This window comes from Bradyrhizobium sp. USDA 4452 (genome assembly GCF_054063575.1).
In genome coordinates, this window is record NZ_JBSSGK010000001.1 from 3,158,339 (window position 1) to 3,175,100 (window position 16,762).

18 protein-coding genes and 1 pseudogene are annotated in these 16,762 nt (G+C 65.1%); 9 read left to right on the top strand and 10 right to left on the bottom strand.

Annotated features, from left to right (window positions below):
* Positions 1 to 221: 221 nt before the first annotated feature.
* Entirely contained in the window at positions 222 to 1,073 is an 852-nt protein-coding gene (locus ACVISU_RS15175; RefSeq protein ID WP_050405672.1) for an SDR family NAD(P)-dependent oxidoreductase, read from the top strand.
* 125 nt (positions 1,074 to 1,198) lie between these two features.
* On the opposite strand, the gene ACVISU_RS15180 is transcribed toward ACVISU_RS15175, so the two are convergent.
* From ACVISU_RS15180 to ACVISU_RS15215, 8 genes are all read right to left on the bottom strand, one after another.
* Positions 1,199 to 1,405, bottom strand: a complete 207-nt coding sequence (locus ACVISU_RS15180; RefSeq protein ID WP_050405689.1) for a hypothetical protein — start codon at positions 1,403 to 1,405, stop codon at positions 1,199 to 1,201.
* An 81-nt stretch (positions 1,406 to 1,486) separates the two neighbouring features.
* Entirely contained in the window at positions 1,487 to 2,482 is a 996-nt protein-coding gene (locus tag ACVISU_RS15185) for a nitroreductase family protein (protein WP_050405671.1), read from the bottom strand.
* On the bottom strand, positions 2,479 to 3,600 hold the full coding sequence (locus ACVISU_RS15190) for a GNAT family N-acetyltransferase (protein ID WP_456707463.1): 1,122 nt from the start codon (positions 3,598 to 3,600) through the stop codon (positions 2,479 to 2,481). Before ACVISU_RS15190 ends, ACVISU_RS15185 begins: the two co-directional genes overlap by 4 nt.
* Complete coding sequence (locus ACVISU_RS15195) at positions 3,597 to 4,796, bottom strand: hypothetical protein (RefSeq protein ID WP_456707464.1); 1,200 nt, start codon at positions 4,794 to 4,796, stop codon at positions 3,597 to 3,599. The genes ACVISU_RS15190 and ACVISU_RS15195 overlap by 4 nt, the downstream gene beginning before the upstream one ends.
* Positions 4,793 to 5,668: a HesA/MoeB/ThiF family protein gene (locus ACVISU_RS15200; RefSeq protein ID WP_456707465.1), complete on the bottom strand. Its 876-nt coding sequence runs from the start codon at positions 5,666 to 5,668 to the stop codon at positions 4,793 to 4,795. Before ACVISU_RS15200 ends, ACVISU_RS15195 begins: the two co-directional genes overlap by 4 nt.
* The gene (locus ACVISU_RS15205) at positions 5,665 to 6,720 is read right to left on the bottom strand and encodes a hypothetical protein (RefSeq protein WP_206600782.1); all 1,056 of its coding nucleotides are present in this window, start codon (positions 6,718 to 6,720) and stop codon (positions 5,665 to 5,667) included. The genes ACVISU_RS15200 and ACVISU_RS15205 overlap by 4 nt, the downstream gene beginning before the upstream one ends.
* A 251-nt stretch (positions 6,721 to 6,971) precedes the next feature.
* Positions 6,972 to 7,247, bottom strand: a complete 276-nt coding sequence (locus tag ACVISU_RS15210; protein ID WP_050405667.1) for a YiaA/YiaB family inner membrane protein — start codon at positions 7,245 to 7,247, stop codon at positions 6,972 to 6,974.
* 56 nt (positions 7,248 to 7,303) lie between these two features.
* Positions 7,304 to 7,999, bottom strand: coding sequence for a PspA/IM30 family protein (locus ACVISU_RS15215; RefSeq protein ID WP_456707466.1), 696 nt, complete (start codon positions 7,997 to 7,999; stop codon positions 7,304 to 7,306).
* Positions 8,000 to 8,111: 112 nt separating this feature from the next.
* Here ACVISU_RS15215 and ACVISU_RS15220 point away from each other — a divergent pair, with 112 nt between their 5' ends.
* From ACVISU_RS15220 to ACVISU_RS15240, 5 genes and pseudogenes are all read left to right on the top strand, one after another.
* Positions 8,112 to 8,720, top strand: coding sequence for a TetR/AcrR family transcriptional regulator (locus ACVISU_RS15220; protein WP_456707467.1), 609 nt, complete (start codon positions 8,112 to 8,114; stop codon positions 8,718 to 8,720).
* 268 nt (positions 8,721 to 8,988) lie between these two features.
* Positions 8,989 to 10,120: pseudogene (locus ACVISU_RS15225) on the top strand (acyl-CoA desaturase).
* A gap of 102 nt (positions 10,121 to 10,222) precedes the next feature.
* The gene (locus ACVISU_RS15230; protein ID WP_244521949.1) at positions 10,223 to 10,621 is read left to right on the top strand and encodes a hypothetical protein; all 399 of its coding nucleotides are present in this window, start codon (positions 10,223 to 10,225) and stop codon (positions 10,619 to 10,621) included.
* 186 nt (positions 10,622 to 10,807) lie between these two features.
* Entirely contained in the window at positions 10,808 to 11,506 is a 699-nt protein-coding gene (locus ACVISU_RS15235) for an ABC transporter permease (protein WP_456707468.1), read from the top strand.
* A 40-nt stretch (positions 11,507 to 11,546) separates the two neighbouring features.
* Positions 11,547 to 12,395 carry a substrate-binding domain-containing protein gene (locus tag ACVISU_RS15240; RefSeq protein ID WP_456707469.1) on the top strand — a complete coding sequence of 283 codons (849 nt, stop codon included), beginning with the start codon at positions 11,547 to 11,549 and terminating at the stop codon, positions 12,393 to 12,395.
* Positions 12,396 to 12,442: 47 nt separating this feature from the next.
* Here ACVISU_RS15240 and ACVISU_RS15245 read toward each other — a convergent pair whose 3' ends face one another.
* A complete protein-coding gene (locus ACVISU_RS15245) occupies positions 12,443 to 13,747 on the bottom strand; it encodes a sensor histidine kinase (protein WP_456707470.1) in 1,305 nt (434 codons plus the stop codon).
* Complete coding sequence (locus tag ACVISU_RS15250; RefSeq protein ID WP_456710828.1) at positions 13,744 to 14,406, bottom strand: response regulator; 663 nt, start codon at positions 14,404 to 14,406, stop codon at positions 13,744 to 13,746. Before ACVISU_RS15250 ends, ACVISU_RS15245 begins: the two co-directional genes overlap by 4 nt.
* 234 nt (positions 14,407 to 14,640) lie before the next feature.
* Between ACVISU_RS15250 and ACVISU_RS15255 the strand changes: the two genes are divergently transcribed.
* The 3 genes from ACVISU_RS15255 (at position 14,641) to ACVISU_RS15265 (ending at position 16,729) form a co-directional block, all read left to right on the top strand.
* The gene (locus ACVISU_RS15255; RefSeq protein WP_456707471.1) at positions 14,641 to 15,426 is read left to right on the top strand and encodes a COG4705 family protein; all 786 of its coding nucleotides are present in this window, start codon (positions 14,641 to 14,643) and stop codon (positions 15,424 to 15,426) included.
* 58 nt (positions 15,427 to 15,484) lie between these two features.
* Entirely contained in the window at positions 15,485 to 15,883 is a 399-nt protein-coding gene (locus ACVISU_RS15260; protein WP_050401209.1) for a hypothetical protein, read from the top strand.
* Positions 15,884 to 15,958: 75 nt separating this feature from the next.
* Positions 15,959 to 16,729, top strand: a complete 771-nt coding sequence (locus tag ACVISU_RS15265) for a COG4705 family protein (RefSeq protein WP_050401208.1) — start codon at positions 15,959 to 15,961, stop codon at positions 16,727 to 16,729.
* Positions 16,730 to 16,762 lie beyond the last annotated feature (33 nt).

Below are 16,762 nucleotides of genomic sequence, written 5' to 3' on the forward strand. Positions count from 1 at the left end.
TCTTTTGGAAGCGTTATATCGACGATTCTACAGCGCGGCTGCGAAACCGTAAAGCGGAGCCGGCGTTGTCGAGTGCGCCGCGCATGAAAACCTCCCATGCGCCTGCGCGATGCGTGCAGTATGATAGATAGGGTTCTCCGCGTTTCCTCACGCGAACCGGGAACCGCTTCGCTTGAAAACGCGATGCCAACCTCAGCCACAGATGTGTCCGGAGAGCTTCGATGCCCCATCCCGTGATATCAGCCAATCATGTTGCCGTGATCACCGGAGGCGCATCCGGCATCGGGCTTGCCGCAGCTACGCGGTTTGCCGAAGCCGGCATGAAGGTCTGCATCGCCGATCTCGGTGATGACCGGCTGAAGGCGGCTGCTGCAAAACTGTCATCTGCCGCGCCCCGCGGCGCCGCCGACATCATGACGGCTGCGGTCGATGTCAGCCGCGCCGACGAGGTCGCAGGCCTTGAAGCCGCCGTCGCGAAAAAATTCGGCGGCACCGACCTCCTGATGAACAATGCCGGCATCCAGCCCGGCAGCGCGATGTTCGGGCCCGCGGACAATTGGCAACGCATCCTGGGCGTCAATCTGTGGGGCGTCATCAACGGCACGCAGGCGTTTGCGCCTGACATGATCAAGCGCGGCAGGCCGGGACTGATCATCAACACCGGCTCCAAGCAGGGCATCACTACGCCGCCGGGCGATCCGGCCTACAATGTCTCCAAGGCCGGTGTAAAGGCATTCACAGAAGCGCTGCAGCACGAGCTGCGCAACACCGACGGCTGCAGGATTTCGGCGCATCTGCTGATCCCGGGATTCGTATTCACCGGGCTGACCGCACGCGGCCGCACCGAGAAGCCGGCCGGCGCCTGGACGGCGGAGCAGACCGTCGACTTCATGATCGAGCACCTCACCGCCGGCGATTTCTACATCCTCTGCCCCGACAACGACGTGCCGCGCGCGCTCGACGAACGCCGCATTCTGTGGGCCGCCGGCGACATCGTCGAGAACCGCCCGCCGCTGTCGCGCTGGCATCCCGACTACGGCGACGCGTTCGCCGCCTTCGTGAAGGGGAAGTAAATCCCCCCGTCATTGCGAGGAGCGAAGCGACGAAGCAATCCATAGTACCGCATACGCGGAAGGGTGGATTGCTTCGCTGCGCTCGCAATGACGAGGAACGTCGTAGCAACCATCAAGTCGCCCGCTCAGAGCGTTTCCTGCTTGTGGTTGCAGTTCTTGCAGGTGAATTTGACGCGGGTCTGGCCCTTTTCCGCCTGCACCCGGTTCGGCGCGCCGCATTTGCCGCAGATGGCCTCGATCCGGGTCGTGCCCTGCTTGATGACCAGGTTCCGCTTTTCCATGGTCTCGCGGATCAGGCGCTCGGCCTCCTCGCGCAGCGATTGCTTCGACATCATCCCACCGGTCATTGGTTAGCGGGCGGCGTCATAGCACGACCGCGTGAAGCTTTGACAGCGGGGATTGCAGCTTAATTTTTAGACGATGAGCCGATCGACCGGCAGCCGGAAATGCCGGGATTTCAGCGGCTTTGAGGGCCAGCCGACGCGGAACACGTTGACGAGGCGACGATCGGTGCCGATCCTGCCGAGCTTGCGCAGCCGATCGTTGAAATCAGGGTGGTCGGCCAGCGCCGAGATCGGGCACGCCGCGAGCCCGGCGCGATCGATCTCCAACCAGCTGCGGTAGAAATGCCGCCCCGTCGTGAGTGGATCCTCACCGACCGGACGACAGAACAGCACGATCGCCGCGGCCGAGGCGGTCTTGGCGCTGTCCGACAGCAGCGATGCGGCGAGGCCGAGACGATCGAGCGGCTTGAACAGGCCGCCGAGCACGTAGCGGGCGATGGCGGCCTCGACCGTATTCATGGCGAGTGCGTCGCGATTGAGACCGTCCAGCAGATAGTGCGGATGGTCGCCCGACAACCGCATCCATTCGAGCAATTCGGCCCGATAGTCGTCGCCGTGCAGAAAGGAGAACTCGGCCTGGTCCGCCCACTCTCCGATATCGGCAATTGCCCGGCGATCCCCGATACAGATCAGATCGTCACGCGCGACGGCGAGCTGCACCAGCGGCGCGGCCTCATTCGGCGACGCCGCAAACTTGCCGCGCCACGACATCCGATGCGCCACATGGCCTGCCAGCGGATCGGTCGCAACACCTTGCCTGATTGCAAAGCTGCACAGCGCGGTAAACTGCGCCGACAACGGCTGCTCGATCGTGGTCATCGCCGTGATCGCGAGGCCGCGGCGGTTGAGCGCAAGGCTCATGCCCTCGAGCGCCGCACCGTGCGACACCAGCACATCATGCCCCGCGGGATCGGCGACCGGCGTGCGCACCGAGGTGTCGTCGACCAGCGCCAGCCGCCCGTCGCCGAGCAAGCGCCAGCGGGTCGGCTGGATATTATGGACGCTCGGCGCCAGCCGCGCCTCCGCCACCAGCTCGCGCAGCAGATCCGGCGTCGGCTCGCTCATGCCGCGGCCAGCCGCTTGGTGAACAGATGCAGCCGGTGCAGCGGCGTGGCGCCGGCCTTCTCGACCTGGCGCAGCGACGGCGCGTTGATGTCTGATATCCAGGTGCCGCCGAGCGTGCGGTAGCCGGCCTCTTGCAACGCCAGCGCGGTGCGGTAGAGCATGGCGCCGTTGAGGCCGCGATTGTGCAGGTCGCGACAGACCGACTGATAGATCAGCACCGCGCGCGTGTTCAGCATGCGGTGTTTTACAAACTTGAACGGTGCTGTCAGTCCGATGCGGCCGCCGATCGCCTTGATCAGCGGGTTGAGATCGGGGATCGCGATGATCGCGCCGGCGGGCCGGCCGCGATGATAGACCACCGTCGAAATCCGCTTGTCGATGATCCACATCATGTCGCCGGCCTGGAACAGATATTCGGCGGCCGTCGGCGGCACGAACATCGGGTTGTCGGCAAAGCCGTCGTTCAGGATCAGGCGCGCATCCTCCAGCCGCACCTTGAAGGCGGAGCGCTTGATCGGCTGCCAGACGAAATCCTTGTCGGCCAGCACCGCGCGCTGCTTGTCGCCGAGCAGCTGTTCCGGCTTGCCGCCGTCGAGCGCGATCTCGAACGTCGTCATCGGGAAGGTCGCGACATAGCCGGCGCGCTCGAGGTGGCGCGCGATATGCGGCGGCGACCACATCATGTCGGTGAACGGCGCATGGTCGAAACCGTCGGTCATCACCCCGATCTGCTGCATCGCCGTGAGATTGAAATTGCCGGCGATGCGGGTCATGCCGCGCGCCGACAGCCATTGCTCGGCGGCGCGCAACAGCGCATCGGCCACTTCGGGATCGTCGACGCAGTCGAAGAAGCCGAACGCACCGTGGCGGGTGCCGTGCTTGCGGTTGGAGGCATCGTGGATCGAGGCGGCGATGCGGCCGACCGGGCGGCCGTCGCGATGCGCCGAAAACAGCGCATAGCGGCCGTGGCCTTCGGTGACGAACGGGTTCTTCGCGGCATCGAACATCCGGTCGAAATCGCTCCACAGCGGCGGCACGTAGAGGCTGTCGGGCCCATAGGCGTTGAGCGCGGCGCCGAACGCCGCTTTGCGGTCGCCCTCCCGGATCTCGATCGTCATTTGGCCTCCGGGGTCAGCGCCAAGAGCCGCCGCACCAGCGCCAGCGCGGTTTCGGTGGCGGGGTCGGCCGCGGTGACGGGCACCGCGAGCACGATCAGGTCGAGCGGATCATGCGCAAGCACGATGGCGTGGGACGCATTATTGGCCGTCATCAGCGAGACCATGCGCTCGGCGGCGGGGGCGGTCGGCGCCAGCCCCCACGGCGCCTCGGAGCGGCGCAGCACGCGCCTCGCTGACAGGAAGTCGCGGAGCAGCGGCGGATCGTAGGGTCCAAGCTCGTCTTCGCGGAAGCGCCGCGCGCTTTCGAAGATCGGATGCCGTGCGAGCTCGGCGATCAACTGCTCCCTTGTCTGCGCCGGCGAGGCCGCGACCGAGTTGAGCACGCCGGGCTCCTGCGATTCGAACAGCGCGCGCAGCGCATCCGTCATCAGCCCGATGGTCAGCACGCCGGCGATCGCGACCGCGACGAAGCGGACCATTTGGGCGGCATCGACGTCAGGCGCCATGAACGCGGCGGCGAGGCCGAGCAGGCCCGACGAGATCAGCCGCAGCGCCATCATCGCAAGGCCATGCCGGCGCGTTTCGGCGCCGCCGCCGGCGATCAGCATCACGGTGACCGTCAGCAACGCACCTAGCGCGCCGAGCCGCACCGGGATGTCCGGAAACAGCGTGCGGAAATCGGTGAGGATGAACGGGATCACCACCAGCGCCCCGACCGCCATGCGGCCGATGCTGCGGTTTTCCGAAGCCATCAGCGAGGCGCGGTCGCGCGTCGCCAGCAGCAGCGCGCAGGTGCCAAAGCCGACCAGCTGGAACAGCGCCAGCGTGATTGCATAAGGCATCACAAAACGTTGCAGCCCGAACAGGCCGCCGAGGCCGAGCAGGATGCCGCCCGCGAGCGCAGCGATCTTGACCGCGCGCGGCGCGTGGCGGCGCAGGATGCCCTCGGTGACGATCAGCGCGCCGAGCGGAATCAGCGCGGCCGGGATCACCGAGAGACGATCGAGCAGCCAGCTGCCGCTCCACCATGCCAAACCGCGGTCGAGGAACAGGAGCGCGATCACGCCGAGTGCGAGCAGCAGCCGGCGCGTCAAAGGGCTCCTCGGATCGCGCCGGTAGAACGTCATCATCGCCACTGCGACGCCGATGGCGCCGCAGAGATTGACGATGGAATCGGCGATCACCCCCGAGGTCATGCAACGCCCGTCAATTGATCGATCGCCCGCCGCACCAGCGGGCGCATCAAGGCGGCGACCAGCGCGTTGCGCGGCTTCTCGATCGCCGGTCGATGCGGGTTGAGGAACCAGCCGCGGCAATCGGTGCCGGAGGTGCGGCCGAGGATCAGCGCGACCGCCTCATAGGCCATCAACATGCCGGTCGAGATCACCATCGGCGCGAACGACATCCGGCTGCGGCGGCCGGCCGCGACTTCGCCGGCGATCGCGAGGTCGACATAGTTGCGCGAGGAGGAATGCAGCATCACGTGCTCGATCTCGGCCCGCATCGCGGCGCGACGGTCGTCCTCGGTGATCTCGGTCCAGTCCTTGGTCAGCGTCGGAAAGCCGAGGCGCTCTTCGGGCCTGGGATCATGCGGGCGCACCACGATCACCGACGGCAGCGGCGACATATAAGCATCGATCACGGTTGCATCGGCTCGCTTGGCGGTCCTGTACAGATGCACGCCGGCGGCGATGTCGTCCATGCCGTTGACGATGACCGGGCAGCGTTCGGCAATCCCGGCGAGCTCACTGGTCCAGTTCTGGCCGAGCACCTCGACCTCGATGGTCGGGTTGATACGCCTGGCGGCCTCGGCGGCGACCGCGGCCTTCTCCCGGCCGACCTCGTCGGCGAAGGCGAACACCTGGCGGTTGAGATTGGAGACCTCGAAGCGGTCGATGTCGGCAATCACGAACTTGCCGATTCCGGCGCGCGCCAGCGCCATGAAGGCCGCGCCGCCCATGCCGCCGACGCCGCAGACGAACACCCGCGCCTGGCGCAGCAGCTGCTGCTCGTGCTCGTCGATGAAGCCGATGTTGCGGCCGGTGAACGAGTAATAATCGAAATTCATCGCACCGCCCCGTTGTCCTGCCGGCGCGGCCGCAAGGTGCCGAAGGCGCGGCTGTCGTCCATCCAGTACACCACCGGCAGCACCAGCCGCTGCAGCGCCAGCATCGCGGAGGCCGCGAGCAGCGCCGGCAGCGAGCCCGACGGCACCTCGCTCATGATGTAACGGCGCGCGCCGGCCAGATCGATGCGGCCGAGCTGCAGCACATCATCGCCACGGCCGTAATCCAGCTCGCGTTCGCAAAATTCGTTGTAGACGGCATTGCGATGCTTCGGCGCGATCTCGAAGGTCTTCTTCAGCGCGTCCGAGCCGCCGGTATAGGCGTTGGTGATGACCGAACGCGCCTCGTCGAAGCCGGCCTCCTCGCCGACGCCGAACACCGCGCGATGCCTTGCCATGATGCCGCGCGCGAGCTGCAGATGCGCGAAGCTTTGCCGCGCGCCCGGCAGCGGCGACGGGAACACGTCCGAGAAGGTGTCGCTGACCATGCCAACCACCGCCGGCACCTGGGTGACGTTGGAGATCCATTTCGGCCGCAAGCCATCGCGGGCGAACAGCACCAGCGCGGTGAGGCCGTAAAGCACCCAGGACAGGCCCTGCCCGCGCACATCGGGATCGACCATGACGAGGCCGAGATGGGTGACTTCAATGGGCTCGCCGTCGAGCGGCACGTCCATCACCGACAGCGCGTTGAACGCGATCGGCCGTCCGCTGTCTTCCTCCGAGATCAACGTGATGATCGCTCGCGACAGCCGCTCGGGCTCGCCGGAGAAGATGCCATAAGTCAGGCTCTCCTCGGGCAGCGTCTTGGCGGCGACGATGCGCAACTGCGCGACCAACGCGTCGAGTTCATCCTTCGGCAGCGACAGGCCGGGCGATTCGACGATGCGGGTGCGCTGGCCGGGCTGGGTGCGCAAGGTGAGATCGATGGTCGGTTGCGACAGTGCCTTCAGCCAGAAGCCGCCATGGCTGCGCAAGCCGTCAAAGGCCGCGCGCGCCTTCGCAAGGCCTGAGCTGCCGCGCGACGCGGGCGTGGGATTGTCGGTGGACGCCATTTCTCTGTCCCTCGGGCGCGATCTCTGCACTCTCGCCTGTTAAAGAGCCATGAGTGCAACCTGGCGCTGTTTGCCGCAGGGTAAACAAGGCGTTCCGGAAACGGAACAAGTTGGTCGTAAGCGGCCTACGGTCCATCCACACCGTCATTGCGAGCGAAGCGAAGCAATCCATCCCTCCGCGTACACGGCACGATGGATTGCTTCGTCGCTAGCGCTCCTCGCAATGACGCGGAGGGAATTGGGCCGCCGTCTCACCCAGCCTTGGACACTTCCATCAACAGGCGTTCGGCCTTGGCGTCCTCGATGCGGTTCACGAGCTTGCCGCTCTCGTGGTTATCCCGGATCGTCTTGGTCAGCGTGACGCAGGTCTGGATCAGCATCACGACGCCCATTGTGAGGTAGCCCTTCATCCAGAGATCGATCGGCAGGAAGAACACGCCGACGGCAACGAGGAAAGCGGAGGCTGCGAAGGACGCGTAAGTGAATGTCACCCAGCCGCTGCTGTGGGGTTGGATCGTCTGGTTCATGGTCGTCTCCTTGATGACAGGTGGTTTGAAGTTGGCTTGCTTTCAGGCTCGCGTTCTCAGGCGGCAGGCGGGCGCTTGGCTCTCAAGCGTGCCAGCACGTCGTCGGCGGTCGATTTCATCCTTGGGCCGAAGCCCTGCTCGGCGAGCTTTTCGGCGGTGGCTGATGGGCCCGAGGCGGTGTCGATCTCGAACAGCGCATCGTCCGCCGCCTGGATCTCGATCTGCCGCTCGCGCAGCCGCTTCAGGGTCGCTTCCGCTTCCGGCAGCGTCGACTCATAGGGCCGCGCCGCCTCGATGCCGCTCCGGCGCAGCGAACGCACCGCTTCCGAGGCGCGGGCGAGGCGGCGGCCGCGATCCAGCTCGGCAATGCGCGCCTCGGCATTGGCGACGTGGCGCTTGAGCCGGGTGATCTCGGTGCCGAACAGCGTGCGCGCGGTCATCGCGGCGTCGCGTTCGGCTTCGAGGTTGGCGATCGCCTGCGCGGCTTCGCGGGCGAGGTCTTCCCGGCCGCCCTCGAGCGCCGCCGTCGCGCGCACCTCGAGATCGGCGATCCGGGCGTTGGTCGCCTCGAGCCGCCGGCCCTCCTGCTGGTCGCCGGCGATGGCGAGCGCCAGGGTCCGTTTCGAGCGGTCGACCGCGGCGGCGGCATCGCGCATTTGCTGGTCGAGCACGACCAGCGCGGTCCGATCCTGCAGTTCCTCCTCGGCTGCCGCCACGCTGCCGCGGAAAATCGTCAAAACTGTTTTGAACATTTGGCCACTCCCTGTTATGAGCATCGCTCATGAATCTCTTGTACCACATAATGAGCGATGCTCAAGAATTATTTGAGCGACGCTCAAGCGTACGGTTAAGGACGGATGAAATATGTCCAAGGCATTGGAACGACGCGCAAAGCTGCGCGAAGCGCTGATCGAGGCGGCGGAACGGGCGATTGCGGCAAAGGGGCTCGGCGGCCTGAAAACCCGCGAACTGGCCCAGGAAATCGGGATCGCCAATGGCGGCGTCTACAATCTGGTCGAGGATGTCGACGAGCTGATCCTGCGCGTCGGCTCGCGCACCCTGGCCCGGCTCGATGCCTCGCTGTCGCTGGCCGAGATCGGCGGCGCGGCGGCTCCGCGCGAGCTGCTGGTGCGGATCGCGGTCGCCTATTGCGATTTCGCCGCCGACAATCTCGAATTGTGGCGCGCGCTGTTCGAGCATCGCATGCAGCCCGGCAAGCCGGTGCCGGAATGGGCGATCACCGAGCAGATGGAGCTGTTCCGCCACATCTACAAACCGCTCGCCGCGTTGTTTCCGCAGCGCACGCCGGCCCAGCTCGGCGTCACCGCGCGCAGCCTGTTCTCCGCCGTGCACGGCATGGTCGCGCTCGGGCTCGAGCACAAGCTGATCGCGGTGCCGATCGGCGCGCTGCGCAGCGAGATCTCGACCTTGACGCGCGCGATGGTCGACGGCCTGACGGCGAAGAAGGATTAGGGCAGCCCCCAATCAGCGGAAAATCGGCGCGCGCCCCAAGTGCGGCAATAGGCGCCATGCTGCTTTGACAATTGATGTACTAGCAGAGCCACTGGTTTTCGCGACCCCGCGACTTGTCTACCGATCGCGGGGTTCTACTTATTACCGCGTGCAATGCCGCCAGAGCCGGCATTTGAGCATCTGCTGGCCGGGCGGCCCGCGCATTGAAGCAATCGAGGTCGCGAGCGTGTCCACCAATATCGATCCAGCTCCGCAGCACGACGACATCATGTACCCGCAGGTCCTCCCGTTCCTGCTGGTCCACATCGGATGTCTGGCCGCGATCTGGTCGGGCGTCTCATGGCCGGCGATTGCGATTTGCGTCGCCCTGTACTGGCTGCGGATGTTTGCGATCACGGCCGGATACCATCGCTACTTCTCGCATCGAGCCTATGCGACCAGCCGGGCGTTCCAGTTCATCCTTGCATTCCTGGCCCAAAGCAGCGCCCAGAAAAGCGTGCTCTGGTGGGCTGCGAAACATCGGCATCATCATCTTCATTCCGATACCGAGCAAGATGTGCATTCACCCCGGCACAAGGGCTTCCTGTACAGTCATCTCGGCTGGATCTTCTATCGGCAGCACGATGCAACCGATCTGACGAAAGTCGCTGATTTTGCCGCGTATCCGGAGTTGATGTGGCTGCACAAATTCGAGATTTTGCCGGCCGTTGTGGTCGCAGTCCTGTGCTTCCTGATTGCCGGGTGGCCGGGACTTCTGGCCGGTTTCTTCTGGAGCACCGTGCTGCTGTATCACGCAACGTTCTGCATCAACTCGCTGGCCCATGTTCACGGTCGCAAGCGGTATGTGACGGGCGACGATTCCCGCAACAATTGGCTGCTGGCGCTGGTTACCATGGGTGAGGGTTGGCACAACAATCATCACGCCTACCAAAGCAGTGCGCGGCAGGGCTTGCTGGTGGGAGATCGATGCGACCTACTATGTTCTGGTGGCCTTGTCCTGGTTCGGAATCGTCTGGGATCTGAAGGCGCCGCCCGCGCAGGTTCTCCGCAACGAGCAGCGCCTGGGATCGCGCGTGATCAAGCGAACGGCCGAGCAGCTCGCCGCCCGCTTCAATCCCGAATACATTGCGCAGGCGATCAGATCCTCGGTTCACGAAACCGGATTGTCGGTGCGGGAAGCACTTGTTCTGTTGCAGCACCGTGCCGACCTGCACCTGCCCAGCATCCCGACGCGTGAGCGGTTGCTGGCGGAGGCCCAGGCCATGTTCGCGAAGACGAGCTCGTTGGACGACATCGTCGATCGTGCCCATGAACTTCTGGTGGAATCGGTTTGCCTTCTGCTGGCCGTTCCCCTGCCGCTGGCCAGCGCAAATTCGAAAGCTCAAGCGAGCCAGCGGTAGCGTTCTGCAGCCTCACGGCTCCATGGTGTAGGCAAGTCCTTGCCAGCCCTGCTCCGGCGTTGCAGGATTCCCTTGCCGAAAACCTTCAGCAGTGGGCCTTGCATGAGAACGAGCATCGTTACGACGCGATTGTCGGGAGCCGTCGCCCTGGCACTCATCCTCGCCGCATCAGGTATCACGCCGGCTTCGTCGGCGCAGGCCGTGCCGGAATGCTCGATGTCGGTGACATTGGCGGATTGGGGCGAGAACTCGACCGGCGATATCGACCTCGCGGCAGGCGAAAGCTGCCAGATCCCGATCGGGATCCGCGGCACGGTGACGGACTCGTCGATCTCGCAGAAGCCGGCCTACGGCAAATTGAAGAAAATCAACGCGTCGACCTTCGAATACCGGGCGAAGGCCAAGTACAAGGGCAGCGATACGTTTGCCATCAAGGCAACAGGTCAGGGACCGAAGGCCTCCGGCACCTCGGTCATCACCGTGCACGCCACGATCAAGTGATCGCCGCCCCCCCCCCCGTTGGACTGCCGCGCTTGCGAGCGACGAGGATCTCACCGACCAGCGGATAGACGGCGGCGCGGCCGCGGTCGATGACCTCTGGCCGCCATCTTGATCACCGGTAAGCGGGGCGGGTCTCAAACCTCGATGATTTTGCTTATTTGCCGAGCTCTGTCTTAGTAAGAGAGCATGAATGACTTTACCCAAGCGCTGGACGTGGCAGCCAGCCTTATCAGCCGTTTTGATCCGGAGCTAAGCCAGATCGTCGGCCTCTCGCTCGGCGTCAGCCTGACGGCAAGCCTCGTTGCGTTCGCGATCGGGGCGCCGTTGGGGACGGCGCTGGCCATCTACCGGGTCCGGGGCAGAGTTGCGCTGATCGTTGTCGCCAATGCGCTGCTGGGGTTGCCGCCGGTCGTGGTGGGGCTTGCCGTCTATCTCTTACTATCACGATCGGGGCCATTGGGGGCACTCGGGATTCTGTTCACGCCAACCGCCATGGTGATTGCGCAGGCCATTCTCGGCATCCCCATCGTCATTGCGCTGGTGCACCGGATAATGGTGGATGTCTGGGCTCGCTACGGCGATGCCCTTCTCGTCGATGGCGCCTCGCGCTTGCGTGCCACCTTGCCGCTCATGGCTATCGGGCGCGACGGGCTATTGACCGCGTTTCTCGCTGCGTTCGGCCGGGCGATCGCCGAGGTCGGCGCGATCATCATCGTCGGCGGCAATGTGCACGGCTATACGCGCACCATGACCACTGCCATCGCATTGGAGACGAGCAAGGGAGAGTTGAGCCTCGCGCTTGCGCTCGGCATCATCCTCATCATCCTCTCGATGACCGTGAGCGGGCTGAGCTTCCTGATCGGACGCATCCTGACAGGTCGCTGAAGCACCAAGAAGAACTGTTGTTCAGAGGGAGATCGCTGGCATGAAGCACTGGTTCGGGTCACTTCGCATCCTCGCAATCATCGCGCTTGTCGTGCTTGGTACGCAGACCTTCCCCCAATCGAGTTGGGCGGAAGATCATTCGATTGTCGTGGCGTCGACGACGTCCACCCAGGATTCCGGGCTGTTCGGCTACCTGCTGCCGATCGTCAAGCAGAAGACGGGTATCGAGGTGAAGGTGCTGGCACAAGGAACGGGTCAGGCGCTCGACACGGCACGTCGCGGCGATGCCGACGTGGTGTTCGTTCACGCCAAATCCGCGGAGGAGAAGTTCCTTGCGGAGGGATTTGGCGTGAAGCGTTATCCCGTGATGTATAACGACTTCGTCGTCATCGGTCCGAAGGGCGATCCGGCAGGCATCAAGGGCAAGGATGTCCTCACGGCGCTGCAGACCATCAAGACCAGAGCTGCGCCGTTCGTCTCCCGCGGCGATCATTCCGGCACCCATATTGCCGAACTGAAGCTTTGGAAGGAGGCCGGCATCGACATCGTGAACGACCGCGGCTCGTGGTACAAGGAAATCGGCCAGGGCATGGGTGCGGCGCTGAACATGGCCTCAGCGTCAAACGCCTATGTGCTGTCCGACCGCGGCACATGGCTGGCGTTCCAAAATCGCGGCGACCTGACCGTCCTGGTTGAAAGCGACAAGCGACTGTTCAATCAGTACGGAGTGATGCTGGTAAATCCGGTCAAGCATCCCACGGTGAAAAAGGAACCCGGCCAGCGCTTCATCGACTTTCTGATTTCACCGGAGGGACAGAACGCGATCGCCGGCTATAAGATCAACGGCCAGCAGCTGTTCTATCCCAATGCGAACGATCCCAATGCTTGAGAAGACAGGGAGCGGCCCCGTCGCGTCCCGTAGGCACGCCCCAGGCCTCACCCGGCGATCACCGGCAGCTTGACCCTCACGCGCAGGCCCGAGCGCCCGGCGCCGGTCACATTCTCGAACAGGATCGAACCGGCGGCTTGATCGACGATGCGCTTCACGATCGAGAGCCCGAGCCCCGCCCCCTCTCCGCTCGGCTGGCCGCCGCGAAAAAACGGCTCGCCGATCCGCGCCAGATCCCGTGGCGGAATGCCCGGCCCCGTGTCCTCGATCTCGATCACCGCCATTCGATCCTCCCTCACGACGGCAAGATCGACAGTGCCTCCATCGGGCGTGAACTTGATTGCGTTCTCGACCAGGTTCCGGATCGCCGAGATCAGCGACAGCTCATCACCGTTCACCGCGACGACCTCGACCGTCGTGAAACCGAGATCGATGCTGCGCGCTGCCGCCTCCGGCAGCAGATCAGCGACGACGCCCTTTGCGATCTTGTCCAGCTCCACCGCCGCACGCACGACGGACGGCGCGGCGTCCTGACGCGCCAGCGCCAGAAGCTGCTCGAGCAGATGCTTGGTGCGCCGCATGCCGCTGTTCAACGCATCGAGCCGGTCGCGCGTCTCCGCGGGCATGTCGAGGGAGGCGAGATTTTCCGCCTGCAGGCTGAGCGCGGTGACCGGCGTGCGAAGCTCATGGGCAGCGTCGGCGATGAAGCGCCGTTGCTGGTCCATCATGACGCGCACCCGCTCCAGCAAGCCGTTGATCGAGCCGAGGAACGGCTGCAGCTCGCTCGGCGCGCCCGTCACCGGCAACGCACCGACGTCATCCACCCTGCTCGCATCGAGATCACCGGCGAGGCGCAACATCGGCCGGAACGATCGGGCGATCACGAAAGCCGTCATCAGCAGCAGGCACGGCACCAGCGCGGCGATCGGCAACAGCGTCCGCACCGCCATGTCGCCTGCGATCTCGGTGCGGATCTCGGTCTGCTGCGTCACCGCAAAGCGGCTACCGTCCGACCGGGTCCGAAGCAGCACGCGGACCGGCTGGCTGTGATAAACATCATTGTGCAGCCCGTCCTTCAGTCCCCACAGCCGGCGCTCGTCGGGGGAGCCGCGCGGCGCCTCACCGAGCTCGACGACGGCAACCTCGGCTTCCGCGTCGACGCCGGTGACGGGCCGGCTCTGCCGGATCGGAGCGCTCAGCGCGAAGCTGCCGATCTGGATCAGGACGGAGTCCTGCATCTCGATCGCTTCGCTGTAGGCCCATCGGTAGGCCAGGAGTCCGCCGATTGCGCCCGTCAGCAGGATGATCGCGGTAAGTCCGACGAACAGGCGTCCGCGCAGCGATCTCATCATCTCGAACGATCCACCATCCACCCGACGCCGCGCACGTTCCTGATCGCCGCAGCGCCGAGTTTTCTGCGCACGGCGTGGATCAGGAATTCGACCGCGTTGCTCTCGACCTCCTCGCGCCAGCCGTAGATCTGGCGTTCGAGCTCGGCACGGGACAGGATCGTCCCCGGCCGCATCAGCAGCGCCTGTAGCAGGGCGAACTCGCGCGCGCTGAGCACGGCCTTTTCTTCGCAGAAGATGGCTTCCCGCGTGGCCGGGTCGAGATGAAGCGCGCCGTTGGTCAGAACCGGCGGCGCCCCACTGCCCTCGCGCCGCAGCACCGCGCGCATCCGCGCCAGCAACTCCGCGATCTCGAACGGCTTGACCAGGTAGTCGTCGGCGCCGAGATCGAGCCCCCGGATGCGGTCGTCCAGCGCATCGCGGGCGGTGAGAATGATCACCGGAAGGCGCGAGGCGCGCTCCCGGATCGCCTTGAGAACATCGAGACCATCAGTCGATGGCAGGCCGAGATCGAGCAGCGCGATGTCGTAGGTCTCGCTGCGGCTGGCCTCGATGGCGAGATCGCCGTCGCGCACCCAGTCCACCGCATAGGCGGCATCCCGCAGCGCCTCGACGACGGCGGCCCCGATCATCCTGTCGTCCTCGACCACGAGCGCCCGCATCGCCTGGCGATCCATCCCGATCCGCACCGGGAGTACGCCCCGGCGAAACGGCGTCGCACCGATCAGCCGGCGACGCTTCCGCGATCATATCAGCTTCGACTTAGCCGCGGCTTAGGGCTTCGGAGCCCAAATGGCGACCGCTCCGCCCACCTAAGCCGGGGCTAAGTCTCGCCGTGCACGCTCGCTTTCGAACCCGGCGGAACCGCCGACCCTGTCAAAGCGGAGCTTCACACCGTGCTTGATATCAGACCCATCGGCCGCAGCTTGCTGAACAAGGTTCCCGAAGTCACCCTCGTCTTCTGGCTGATCAAGATCATGTCGACCACGGTCGGCGAGACCGGCGCCGATTATCTCGCCGTCCATGTCGGCCTTGGCACCGGTGTGACCGGCCTGCTCATGATTGCGCTGCTTGCCGCAGTGCTGGCCATCCAGTTGCGGATGGACCGTTACGTGCCATCGGTCTACTGGCTGACGGTCGTGCTCGTCAGCATCGTCGGGACGCAGATCACCGATGCACTGACCGACAAGCTCGAGATCAGCCTCTACGTCAGCACGGCCGCATTCGCGATCGCTTTGGCCGCGACCTTCGCGATCTGGTTCGCGGTCGAGCGGACGCTGTCGATCCACAGCATCGTAACCACGCGGCGCGAATGGTTCTACTGGGCGGCGATCCTCTTCACATTCGCGCTCGGCACGGCTGCCGGTGATCTTGCCACCGAAGCGCTGGGCCTTGGCTTCAACGTCGGGGTGGTCGCGTTCGCGGCACTGATCGCGGCGATCGCGGCGGCCTATGCGCTCGGCGCCAATGCGGTGCTGACGTTCTGGCTCGCCTACATCCTGACGCGCCCGCTCGGCGCATCGTTCGGCGACCTGCTGTCCCAGGCCCGAGAGTATGGCGGGCTCGGCTTCGGCACGATCTACACGAGCCTCGCCTTCCTGACCGTGATCGTCGCGCTGGTCGCGTGGCTATCGTTCGAAGGCGACGCCGGCAGAAGGCCCGAGGCGTCGCCCGGCGCGTGAATTCAACATGCGCCCCGACGGGACATCAACCGAACCAACCCCACACAGGAGAACCACGATGAACAAGACGACACTCAGCTTGGCGACGGCGATTGTCGCGCTCGCAATCATCCAGCCGCTCCCCGATGCCAACGCAGGCCTCAGGCTGCTGCCGCACACGCAGGCGGCCGCCGCCGGGCTCGGCGACCTGACGCGGTTCCGCAGCATCGCCGCCGATGTCGCCGCGCTGGTCGACAAGGGCGACCTCGTCGGTGCCAAGGCGCGGATCAAGGATCTCGAGACCAAATGGGACGAAGCGGAAGCCGGATTGAAACCGCGCGCCGCCGCGGACTGGCACACGGTCGACAAGGCGATCGATCGTGCGCTCGAGGCGGTGCGTGAAACCAATCCGGATGCCGCCAAATGCAGGAAAGCGCTCGCCGAGCTACTGTCGATCATGGACTCGATGAAGGCCTGATCTCCATCCGGTATTTCGACCACCCGCCGGCGGCATCGTCCGCCGGCGACCCGTTCTCTCGGAGCGAACAACCCCATGAAATTATCATTGCGCGACACCGCCACGGACGAGCGCCTGGGAAAGGTCCCCGCCGTCACGCTCGGCTTCTGGGTCATCAAGATTCTCGCCACGACGCTCGGCGAGACCGGCGGCGACGCCGTCACGATGTCGATGAATCTCGGTTATCTCGTCGGCACCGCGATCTTCGCGGTCGTGTTCGCGGTTGCCGTCGCGGCGCAGATGGCGGCGAAGCGCTTTCATCCGCTGCTCTATTGGATAGTGATCATCGCGACGACGACGGTCGGCACGACCTTTGCCGATTTCGTCGACCGCTCGCTGGGGATCGGATATCTCGGCGGCTCGTCGCTGCTCGCCGGACTACTCGTTGCGTCGCTTGTTGTATGGCATCGCACCATGGGAACGGTCTCGATCGCGTCGATCGACAACAGGGCGGCGGAAACCTTCTACTGGGTCACGATCCTGTTCTCGCAGACGCTGGGCACCGCGCTCGGCGACTGGATGGCCGATTCCACCGGCCTCGGCTATGGCGGCGGCGCCATCGTGTTCGCCGCCGGCATCGCCATCGTTGCCGCCGCCTATCTCTGGACGCGGGTGTCGCACACGGTGCTGTTCTGGATCGCCTTCGTCCTGACCCGGCCGCTCGGCGCCACCGTCGGCGATTTCCTCGACAAGCCGCTGGATCACGGCGGCCTTGCGCTCAGCCGCTATACGGCGTCGATCGCCCTTGCCGGTGCGATCGCCGCGCTGGTCTTCATCCTGCCGCAGCGGGCCGGAAAGCACGCGTGAATGGCCCGCCCCGGCAGGACCTGCTCGAAGCGT

What these genes read in the sequence shown, in the direction of transcription:
- ACVISU_RS15175 (WP_050405672.1), top strand. Translation starts at nt 222, where the DNA reads ATGCCCCATCCCGTGATATCAGCCAATCATGTTGCCGTGATCACCGGA.
- ACVISU_RS15180 (WP_050405689.1), bottom strand. Translation starts at nt 1,405, where the DNA reads ATGTCGAAGCAATCGCTGCGCGAGGAGGCCGAGCGCCTGATCCGCGAG.
- ACVISU_RS15185 (WP_050405671.1), bottom strand. Translation starts at nt 2,482, where the DNA reads ATGAGCGAGCCGACGCCGGATCTGCTGCGCGAGCTGGTGGCGGAGGCG.
- ACVISU_RS15190 (WP_456707463.1), bottom strand. Translation starts at nt 3,600, where the DNA reads ATGACGATCGAGATCCGGGAGGGCGACCGCAAAGCGGCGTTCGGCGCC.
- ACVISU_RS15195 (WP_456707464.1), bottom strand. Translation starts at nt 4,796, where the DNA reads ATGACCTCGGGGGTGATCGCCGATTCCATCGTCAATCTCTGCGGCGCC.
- ACVISU_RS15200 (WP_456707465.1), bottom strand. Translation starts at nt 5,668, where the DNA reads ATGAATTTCGATTATTACTCGTTCACCGGCCGCAACATCGGCTTCATC.
- ACVISU_RS15205 (WP_206600782.1), bottom strand. Translation starts at nt 6,720, where the DNA reads ATGGCGTCCACCGACAATCCCACGCCCGCGTCGCGCGGCAGCTCAGGC.
- ACVISU_RS15210 (WP_050405667.1), bottom strand. Translation starts at nt 7,247, where the DNA reads ATGAACCAGACGATCCAACCCCACAGCAGCGGCTGGGTGACATTCACT.
- ACVISU_RS15215 (WP_456707466.1), bottom strand. Translation starts at nt 7,999, where the DNA reads ATGTTCAAAACAGTTTTGACGATTTTCCGCGGCAGCGTGGCGGCAGCC.
- ACVISU_RS15220 (WP_456707467.1), top strand. Translation starts at nt 8,112, where the DNA reads ATGTCCAAGGCATTGGAACGACGCGCAAAGCTGCGCGAAGCGCTGATC.
- ACVISU_RS15230 (WP_244521949.1), top strand. Translation starts at nt 10,223, where the DNA reads ATGAGAACGAGCATCGTTACGACGCGATTGTCGGGAGCCGTCGCCCTG.
- ACVISU_RS15235 (WP_456707468.1), top strand. Translation starts at nt 10,808, where the DNA reads ATGAATGACTTTACCCAAGCGCTGGACGTGGCAGCCAGCCTTATCAGC.
- ACVISU_RS15240 (WP_456707469.1), top strand. Translation starts at nt 11,547, where the DNA reads ATGAAGCACTGGTTCGGGTCACTTCGCATCCTCGCAATCATCGCGCTT.
- ACVISU_RS15245 (WP_456707470.1), bottom strand. Translation starts at nt 13,747, where the DNA reads ATGATGAGATCGCTGCGCGGACGCCTGTTCGTCGGACTTACCGCGATC.
- ACVISU_RS15250 (WP_456710828.1), bottom strand. Translation starts at nt 14,406, where the DNA reads ATGCGGGCGCTCGTGGTCGAGGACGACAGGATGATCGGGGCCGCCGTC.
- ACVISU_RS15260 (WP_050401209.1), top strand. Translation starts at nt 15,485, where the DNA reads ATGAACAAGACGACACTCAGCTTGGCGACGGCGATTGTCGCGCTCGCA.
- ACVISU_RS15265 (WP_050401208.1), top strand. Translation starts at nt 15,959, where the DNA reads ATGAAATTATCATTGCGCGACACCGCCACGGACGAGCGCCTGGGAAAG.